Here is an 8,439-nt window from a genome sequence, read left to right as displayed (position 1 = left end):
GACATATGAAAACTCCCCTTATAGTTTCTAGTGAATTTTTGTTTTTTTCACTGTCTACTATATGGGGAGTATATCAACAACTTTCTTACCGTAGAAAGTTGTTTTTTCAAAAAAAGTTCACGTTTTTAGTTTCTTTTACGAATAAATAGATGAAAGGTAAAACATCATGTTGATTAAAAATATTTCATCTTTATTACAAAAGTGTTGACATTTGTTACAAAGAGAGGTAAAATAAAGGTGAAAAAGATGTTAATCGTTGTATGGTAACAGCAATTTATTAACAGATAGAGGAGAAGAACAATGAAATATGGAGTTAATGAAAAACAACGCTACTCAATTCGCAAATATGCTTTTGGTGCAGCATCTGTCTTGATTGGCTGTGCCTACATGGCAAATGCTCAAGTTGTACATGCTGACCAAACAGCAGCAAGTGATTCAGCAGTCGCAAAAACTGTCGTTGAAAACAGTGGAACAATTGTTGTTGATAAATCCACACAACCAGACAACACTGTCACTTTTGATAATTTGACAACTAAAGGCTCTGCTTGGGCAAATACAAACGTCGTTGACAATACCCAAGCACAAGCTGTATCAAGCACACCAGCTGCAAGTACAGCTACACCAGCGCGACTAACAGCAACAACTACAGAAAACACAACTACACCATCAGAAGCAGTAACATCAACTGGCAGTGTTGCAACACAACCAGCTGCTACATCTACAGCACAAACATCTACTAACGTCACCAAAGAAGCAACAGTTGTTGTCACTTACCCAGACGGCTCAACAGATGAAGTCAAAGTTAACTACACCGTTGCGGGACAAACAGACGCTGACAAGAATGAACCAACTGTTCGCACACAAACAGTCCGTCAAGGACAAACACCAACTGCAGACTCCTTCATTACTAACAAAGACAGCTTACCAGCAGGTACAACTTATAGTTTCAAAGATGACTCTGCACCAAAAACAGAAGCACCTGCGACAACACCTACAGCAACTAAACCAAGTACAACTGATACTGTCGCAGAACCTGCAAAACCAACAGAAACACAAGTAACTACTCCAACAACTACTAAACCAAGTGCTTCTGAAACAGTGAAAACACCTGAAAAGGCTGAAACACCAACTGCAGCGACTAAAGATGACACTTCTAAGGAAGAAAGCAAACCAGCTGAAGAACCAGCCAAAGACAAAGTCGTTAAAGAAGTCATCACTGGTCCAGAATTACCAGCTAGCGGTCGCTACACTTTCACTGAAAAGACAGCTGTTTACACCACCCCAAGCACTAACAGTAGCGTTTCTTTCTACTACAACAAGGGGGAATATGTCAACTATGACAAGGTCTTAGACGCTGAAAATGCTCGCTGGATTTCTTACGTCAGCTACAGTGGTATCCGCCGTTACGCTAAGGTAGGGGAACTCACTAAGGTGCTTGAAGAAGTGACAGAAGCTGAAAGTACTGAAACAAGCAAAAACCGCAAACCGCAAGCTGCTAAGGGAACCTATGTTTTCCAAGACACAGCACAAGTCCGCAATGACGCTAAACTTTCAAGCCCAGTTGAGTTTGAGTTTACAAAAGGTGAAACTGTCAATTACGATAAAGTATTGACAGCCGACGACTACAACTGGATTTCTTACGTCAGCTACAGCGGAACACGCCGTTACGTAGCACTTGACAAAGTCGAAAAAGCAACCGTTGACACTACAAAAACACAAACACTACAAAAAGAAGAAAACAAATCAGCAAGCTTGAACTTGCCAGCAAGTGGTAACTATGTTTTCACAAATACTGTTCAAGTGCACAATGAAGCCAAACTCTCAAGCCCAGTGCAATTTGAATTCCGAAAAGGCGACCAAATCTACTACGACAAAGTATTGACAGCCGACGACTACAACTGGATTTCTTACGTCAGCTACAGCGGAACACGCCGTTACGTAGCACTTGACAAAGTCGAAAAAGCAACCGTTGACACTACAAAAACACAAACACTACAAAAAGAAGAAAACAAATCAGCAAGCTTGAACTTGCCAGCAAGTGGTAACTATGTTTTCACAAATACTGTTCAAGTGCACAATGAAGCCAAACTCTCAAGCCCAGTGCAATTTGAATTCCGAAAAGGCGACCAAATCTACTACGACAAAGTGTTGACAGCTGATAACTACAACTGGCTATCTTATATGAGTAATAGCGGAACTCGTCGCTACGTTGCACTCAGCAAAGTCGAAACAGCAGCAACTACATCTAAACCAAGTGTTGTAACAGGAGACATCAAGGTGGAAAATGTGACTGCTAAAGGCTTTGACGTTGTTGTCAGCAATGTCTCTGACACCCAAGGTGTCAAAGCGGTGAAAGTACCTGTTTGGACAAGCCAAAATGGACAAGATGACATCATCTGGTACGACGCTACTAAGCAAAGTTCTGGTGATTACAAGGTGGCTGTTAAGATTAGCGACCACAAAAATAATACTGGTGAATACAATGCTCACTTGTACTATGTCCAAAACGATGGCAGCTTAAAAGGTGTCGCTGCTACAAAAACCACAGTTGAAGCAGAAGCAAGCACACAAACAAAATCAGAAACACCAAATCTCCCAGCAAGTGGTAAATACACCTTTACAGATACAGTAGAAGTACGTAATGACGCTAAACTCTCAAGCCCAGTGCAATTTGAGTTTAAAAAGGGAGAATATGTCAACTATGATAAAGTGTTGACAGCAGACGACTACAACTGGATTTCTTACGTCAGCTACAGTGGCACACGTCGCTACATTGCTCTCAACAAAGTGGAGGCAACTTCTGCTGAAACTCCACAAAAAGAAGAAACCAAACCAGCAACTCCAGCCAAATCAGAAGCTGTATCAACTCTCCCAAGTTCAGGCACTTATCGCTTTACAGAACGAGCAGATATCAAAAATGAACCAAAAACTTCAAGCCCAGCGCTTGCTTACTACAATGCTGGTGACTCTGTCAACTACGACAAAACCCTAGTGGCAGATAACCAAAATTGGATTTCTTATATCAGCCGTAGCGGTAATCGTCGCTACATCTCTGTTGGAAAAGCGACACTAGCTACAACTGCTAGCGCACCAGCTGAAACAAAGACAGATCTTCCAAGTTCAGGTTCTTACACTTTTGACAAACGTGTCAATGTGAAAAACGAACCAACTGCAGCTAGTGCTGTTGCTTTCTACCTCGATAAAGGTTACAAAGTCAACTATGACAAAGTGCTCAATGCAGACGGTCACCGTTGGATGAGCTATGTTAGCCGCAGTGGACAACGTCGCTATGTCCAATTTGACTAATGAAGTTATTTTGAGATCTGTTAAAACGCTACAAGTTATCTTGTGGCGTTTTTGAGTTCAGATGCCCAATTTACTATGATTTGCGATATAATAGAAGGTATGAATACTAAGATTTTAGAACAGTTAGAATTTGATAAAGTCATAGACTTGCTAACACCGTATTTACAAACGATGCAAGGAAAGGCAGAGTTAGCTCAGCTAAGACCGATGACGGATTATCGTCGTATCACGTCAAGTCTTGCTGAGGTTGACGACATGTCACAGATTTTTATCCAGTCGCATGGCTTTTCTTTAGGGGAATTACAGGATATATCAGAGAGTTTACGGCGCTTAGAGTTGTCTGCTGATTTGAATGTGACAGAGCTGCAAGCACTAAAGCGTGTGCTACTGGTATCTAGTGAAATCAAGCGTTTTTATGATGAACTTGAAAATATAAGGGTGGATTATCTGCAACCTTTATTTGAAAAGATAGACGTTTTTCCACAGTTGCAGGGGGCTTTGCAGGCTATCAGTGATGGTGGTTTTGTGGAGGATTTTTCCAGTCCTGAGCTGACTCGTATTCGTAGAAAGATTGCAGAGAGTGAGCGTGAGATTCGTGAGACATTACAGGATATTGTGAAAAAGCGTGGGGATATGCTGTCTGAGCAGCTGATTGTCAGCCGTGCTGGGCGTAGTGTCTTGCCGGTTAAAAATACTTACCGCAATCGTATTTCTGGGATTGTGCATGACATCTCTGCTTCAGGTAGTACGGTTTATATCGAGCCACGTGCGGTCGTGTCTTTAAATGAGCTGATTACGCAGCTGCGTGCAGATGAGCGCTATGAGGTGGCACGCATTCTGCATGAGTTGTCTGATTTATTGCGTCCACAAACTAATAGCATTCGCAATAACGCTTGGATTTTGGGGCATTTGGATTTTGTGCGTGCCAAGTATCTTTTTATGCGAGACTACTCTGCTGTTATCCCTAAACTCTCAGAAAACAAGACCATTCAATTGTTAAATGTGCGCCATCCTTTGCTAGCTCATCCTGTTTCTAATAGCCTCTATTTTGGTGAAGAATTGACCAGCATTGTTATCACTGGACCCAATACAGGTGGTAAGACCATTATGCTTAAAACGCTTGGTCTAGCGCAGCTGATGGCACAGTCAGGTTTGCCGATTTTGGCAGATAAGGGCAGTAAAGTGGCTATCTTTACAGAGATTTTTGCAGATATCGGAGACGAGCAATCCATTGAGCAGAGCTTATCGACCTTCTCTAGTCATATGACACAGATTGTCTCTATTTTAGAGAATGCTAATGAAGATAGTCTGGTTCTCTTTGATGAGCTCGGTGCTGGAACAGACCCTCAAGAAGGAGCCAGTCTTGCTATGGCTATCCTTGAGCATTTGCGTCTAAGCGGTATTAAAAACATGGTCACCACTCACTATCCAGAGTTAAAAGCTTATGGGATTGAGACTGCTTTTGTTGAAAATGCTAGCATGGAGTTTGAAACGTCAACGCTTAGTCCGACTTATCGCTTTATGCAGGGCGTCCCTGGTCGCTCAAACGCTTTTGAAATTGCAAGGCGCTTAGGCTTACCTGAGATTATCGTGGCTGATGCTGAGAGTCAGACGGATAAAGAGAGCGATGTCAATTGTATCATTGAGCGCTTGGAAGAACAAACACTTGAGAGCCGCAAACGCTTAGAGCGCATTCGTGAGGTTGAAAAAGAAAATCTGAAGTTTAACCGAGCGGTCAAAAAGCTCTACAATGAATTTTCACACGCACGTGATAAAGAGCTTGAAAAGGCTTATCGAGAAGCGCAAATCATTGTTGATGAGGCAAAAGAGAAGAGTGATGAGATTTTAAAGACGCTTACAGCTAAAAGCCAGCTAAAACCGCACGAAGTCATTGGTGCCAAAAAAGAGCTTGACAGTTTAGTCAAAGAGCCTGATTTATCCAAAAATAAAGTGCTTAGAAAGGCGAAGAAAGCTAAGGCGCAAAGAGCGGCTCGTGAGGGCGATGACATTATCGTAACTAGCTATGGTCAGTATGGTACCCTTATCAACCAACTCAAGGATGGGCGTTTTGAGGCGCAGGTTGGTTTGATTAAGATGACACTGAAGCCAGATGAGTTTACTCTAGTGCGTGCTCAAAAAGAAACACAAAAACCAAAACGTGCTAAACAAGTGAAAGTCGTTAAAAAAGCAAGTCAAACTGGTCCACGAGCACGTCTTGACCTAAGAGGCATGCGCTATGAAGAGGCTATGCAGGAGCTCGACCGCTTTATTGACCAAGCGCTGCTTAATAATATGGCACAAGTTGATATTATCCACGGTATAGGTACAGGTGTTATCCGTGAGGGGGTTACCAAGTATCTGCGCCGTAATAAACATGTCAAGAACTTTGGTTATGCCCCTCAAAATGCTGGCGGGTCAGGGGCAACAATTGTTACCTTGGGCTAAGCTAGCTTGATATGAAGGAGTTTTGTATGTTTGATTATCAAAGATGCTATGACAGCTGGACGGTGCCTTTTAGGCGCTATCCGATGCTTGTCTCACTGTTGCGTTTAGCCAATCATTTTTTGACACACGTCATGTACATCATCTACCCTATTTTGCTGCTACTTGTGTATATAGACCAAGGGTTCTCGCTGCTTTTAGGGATTTTGGTTCTTGTTCCAGCCATTAGTTTTAGCTTGGTGTCCCTTTTTCGTCATCTTTACAATCAACCTCGTCCCTACGAAACGTGGGATTTCAGTCCCTTGATTATCAAAACTAGCCAAGGCAAATCAATGCCAAGTCGTCATGTTTTTTCAGCGAGCATGATTAGCATGTGTGCTTTACGCTTATCTTTTCCCTTTGGGCTTATGCTGTTAGGCTTTTCGCTCATCTTAGCGCTTTGCCGTGTGCTTGGCGGTGTGCATTATCCCAAGGATGTTTTGATTGGCTATGCTTTAGGCTTCTCATTTGGTCTCCTCCTCTTTTTGGTGTAGCAATTAGTGGAAAATGTTCTTATTTTTGTGTAGAATAAGACCATGATTAGATAGGAGGCTTATTATGGCTTACGCAATTACAGATGCAACATTTGAACAAGAGACAAAAGAAGGTCTCGTCCTTATTGATTTTTGGGCAACATGGTGTGGTCCATGTCGTATGCAGGCACCTATTCTTGAGCAATTAGAAGCAGAATTTGACGAAGATGACCTCAAGATTGTCAAAATCGATGTGGATGAAAATCCAGAGACTGCACGCAACTTTGGTATCATGTCTATTCCGACATTGATGTTCAAAAAAGACGGTCAAGTCGTCAAACAAGTTGCAGGTGTGCACACCAAAGAACAACTAAAAGCAATTATTGATGAAATAAATGCTTAGTTATTATCATTAAAAAGAGACTAGCTTCTATGAAGCTAGTCTCTTTTTGGGTTTAATGCCCTTTATACAATGTGCTTAGTCAAAGTACAAATCAAAAAAAGTAGTGAATAATCACTACTTTTAAGTCGTTTTTTTAAATTTCAATTGACCGTAAATGCCAAAGACGACAATCCAAATGAGTGAGCCGACTGCTCCGACAACTGTGTCTGCTTGCATAAAGAGAATGGCATAGACAAAGAGCATAAATGCGATGGTGAGTGGATTTAGGATTTTGTAGGCTGGCATGAGGTAGCCGTCTGTCATAAAGTTATCGGATTTGCGGTATTTGAGATGTGCAATCATAGTCAGGATGTAGATAGCGATATAAACCCCTGATGAAGAAGCGGTAATCAGCGTAAAGGTATTTTTGATAGCAGGAATCATGCTGATAAGCGCTGAAGCTGCGATGACAATAGCTGAGAAGATAATGGCTTTACTTGGTACACCAGAGCGTGACAGGGTGTTGATTTTAGCCTTGTTCATCCATTTTGTAGGGGCTTCGTTGGCTAGCTGATAGAGGTGGCGTCCAGTTGAGTAGAGCGTAGAGTTCAGAGCAGAAGCTGCTGATGTTAGGACGACAAAGTTAATAAGAGCTGCCGCCCATTTAAAGCCCGCTAATTGAAAGACCATGACAAAAGGTGAATTTTCAAGGCTGCTGCCACCGCCAGAAAAAGCTCGCCAAGGGATGATGGTCATAATGGCAACCAAAGCACCGACATAAAAGATAACGATACGCATAGGAATTTCTTGGATGGCTTTTGGAAGCACGGTTCTTGGATTGGATGTTTCAGAGACAGTGATTCCAACAAACTCAATGGCTTGATAAGCAAAGAAAACCATCTGGAAAGACACCAAGAACTTTATCCAACCATTTGGGAACCATTCAAAGTTATGGAAGATATTGTTGAGACTAACAGGACCTTCAGGTGTTTTAAAACCAGTCACCAGCATGATAATAGCCGTTGCAATCAAAGCTAGAATAGCGATAATCTTAATCATGGCAAACCAAAACTCGGTTTCTCCGAAAACTTTAACAGCGATGAGATTGATGGAAGCTAAAAGCACCAGAAAGACAATCTGAATAATCCAAGACGGCCAAGTCGGAAACCAATACTGCATGTACTTGGCGACAGCGGTAATCTCTGCCATTCCGAGGAAAATCAATGAAACCCAGTAAGACCAGCCAGCAAAATAGCCCCAGCCTTGCCCTAAATAGCGTGTGATAAAGTTGATAAAGGTGTGCTGGTCAGGGTCTTGATAGAGCATCTCTCCCATTGCTCGCATCATAAAGAACATAAAGACGCCAGTGATGAGGTAGACCAGTAAAATAGATGGTCCAGTCAGAGCGATGGAATTTCCCGCTCCCAAGAAAAGCCCAGTTCCAATCGTTCCTGCAATAGCGATGAGCTGGACGTGGCGGTTTTGAAGACCACGCACCATCCCATTTTCTAAATGCTCCGTGTCCGTGTTTGTTGTTTGTTGTTTATTTGACATGAATATTCCTTTTCCTATCTAGTTTCACTTCTATTATACTAGATATTGAGGACAATTTCAATTTCATTGAAAAGTAGCCCTATTGATATCGTGAAAACTTGTTGTATAATATGGTGATATATGTAACATTAACAAATAAGGAGAGTTATTAGATGATTTTATAAAGCAGCCGAGAACACTCTTGACTTTAGTCATGAGATGAATCGGCTTCAGTTGTTGCCTAACTTGAGTTAGGTAAAACAA

The 8,439-nt window shown here is 41.9% G+C and carries 5 protein-coding genes; 4 read left to right on the top strand and 1 reads right to left on the bottom strand.

From position 1 onward, the window contains the following. Positions 1 to 300: 300 nt before the first annotated feature. The 4 genes from AALA56_RS09235 (at position 301) to trxA (ending at position 6,663) form a co-directional block, all read left to right on the top strand. Positions 301 to 3,306, top strand: a complete 3,006-nt coding sequence (locus tag AALA56_RS09235; protein WP_369909760.1) for an SH3 domain-containing protein — start codon at positions 301 to 303, stop codon at positions 3,304 to 3,306. Between the two features lie 99 nt (positions 3,307 to 3,405). Next, the gene (locus AALA56_RS09230; RefSeq protein ID WP_369909759.1) at positions 3,406 to 5,751 is read left to right on the top strand and encodes an endonuclease MutS2; all 2,346 of its coding nucleotides are present in this window, start codon (positions 3,406 to 3,408) and stop codon (positions 5,749 to 5,751) included. Positions 5,752 to 5,777: 26 nt separating this feature from the next. Next, positions 5,778 to 6,281 carry a phosphatase PAP2 family protein gene (locus AALA56_RS09225; RefSeq protein ID WP_369909758.1) on the top strand — a complete coding sequence of 168 codons (504 nt, stop codon included), beginning with the start codon at positions 5,778 to 5,780 and terminating at the stop codon, positions 6,279 to 6,281. A gap of 64 nt (positions 6,282 to 6,345) precedes the next feature. Next, a complete protein-coding gene (trxA, locus tag AALA56_RS09220; RefSeq protein ID WP_369909757.1) occupies positions 6,346 to 6,663 on the top strand; it encodes a thioredoxin in 318 nt (105 codons plus the stop codon). Between the two features lie 120 nt (positions 6,664 to 6,783). On the opposite strand, the gene AALA56_RS09215 is transcribed toward trxA, so the two are convergent. Then, positions 6,784 to 8,196 carry an amino acid permease gene (locus AALA56_RS09215; protein ID WP_369909756.1) on the bottom strand — a complete coding sequence of 471 codons (1,413 nt, stop codon included), beginning with the start codon at positions 8,194 to 8,196 and terminating at the stop codon, positions 6,784 to 6,786. Between the last annotated feature and the right edge of the window lie 243 nt (positions 8,197 to 8,439).

This window comes from Streptococcus hyointestinalis (assembly GCF_041225505.1).
GTDB classification, from domain to species: Bacteria; Bacillota; Bacilli; order Lactobacillales; family Streptococcaceae; genus Streptococcus; species Streptococcus hyointestinalis_B.
The sequence above is the reverse complement of the archived record's forward strand: the minus strand, read 5'-3'. Positions and strand labels throughout refer to the sequence as shown.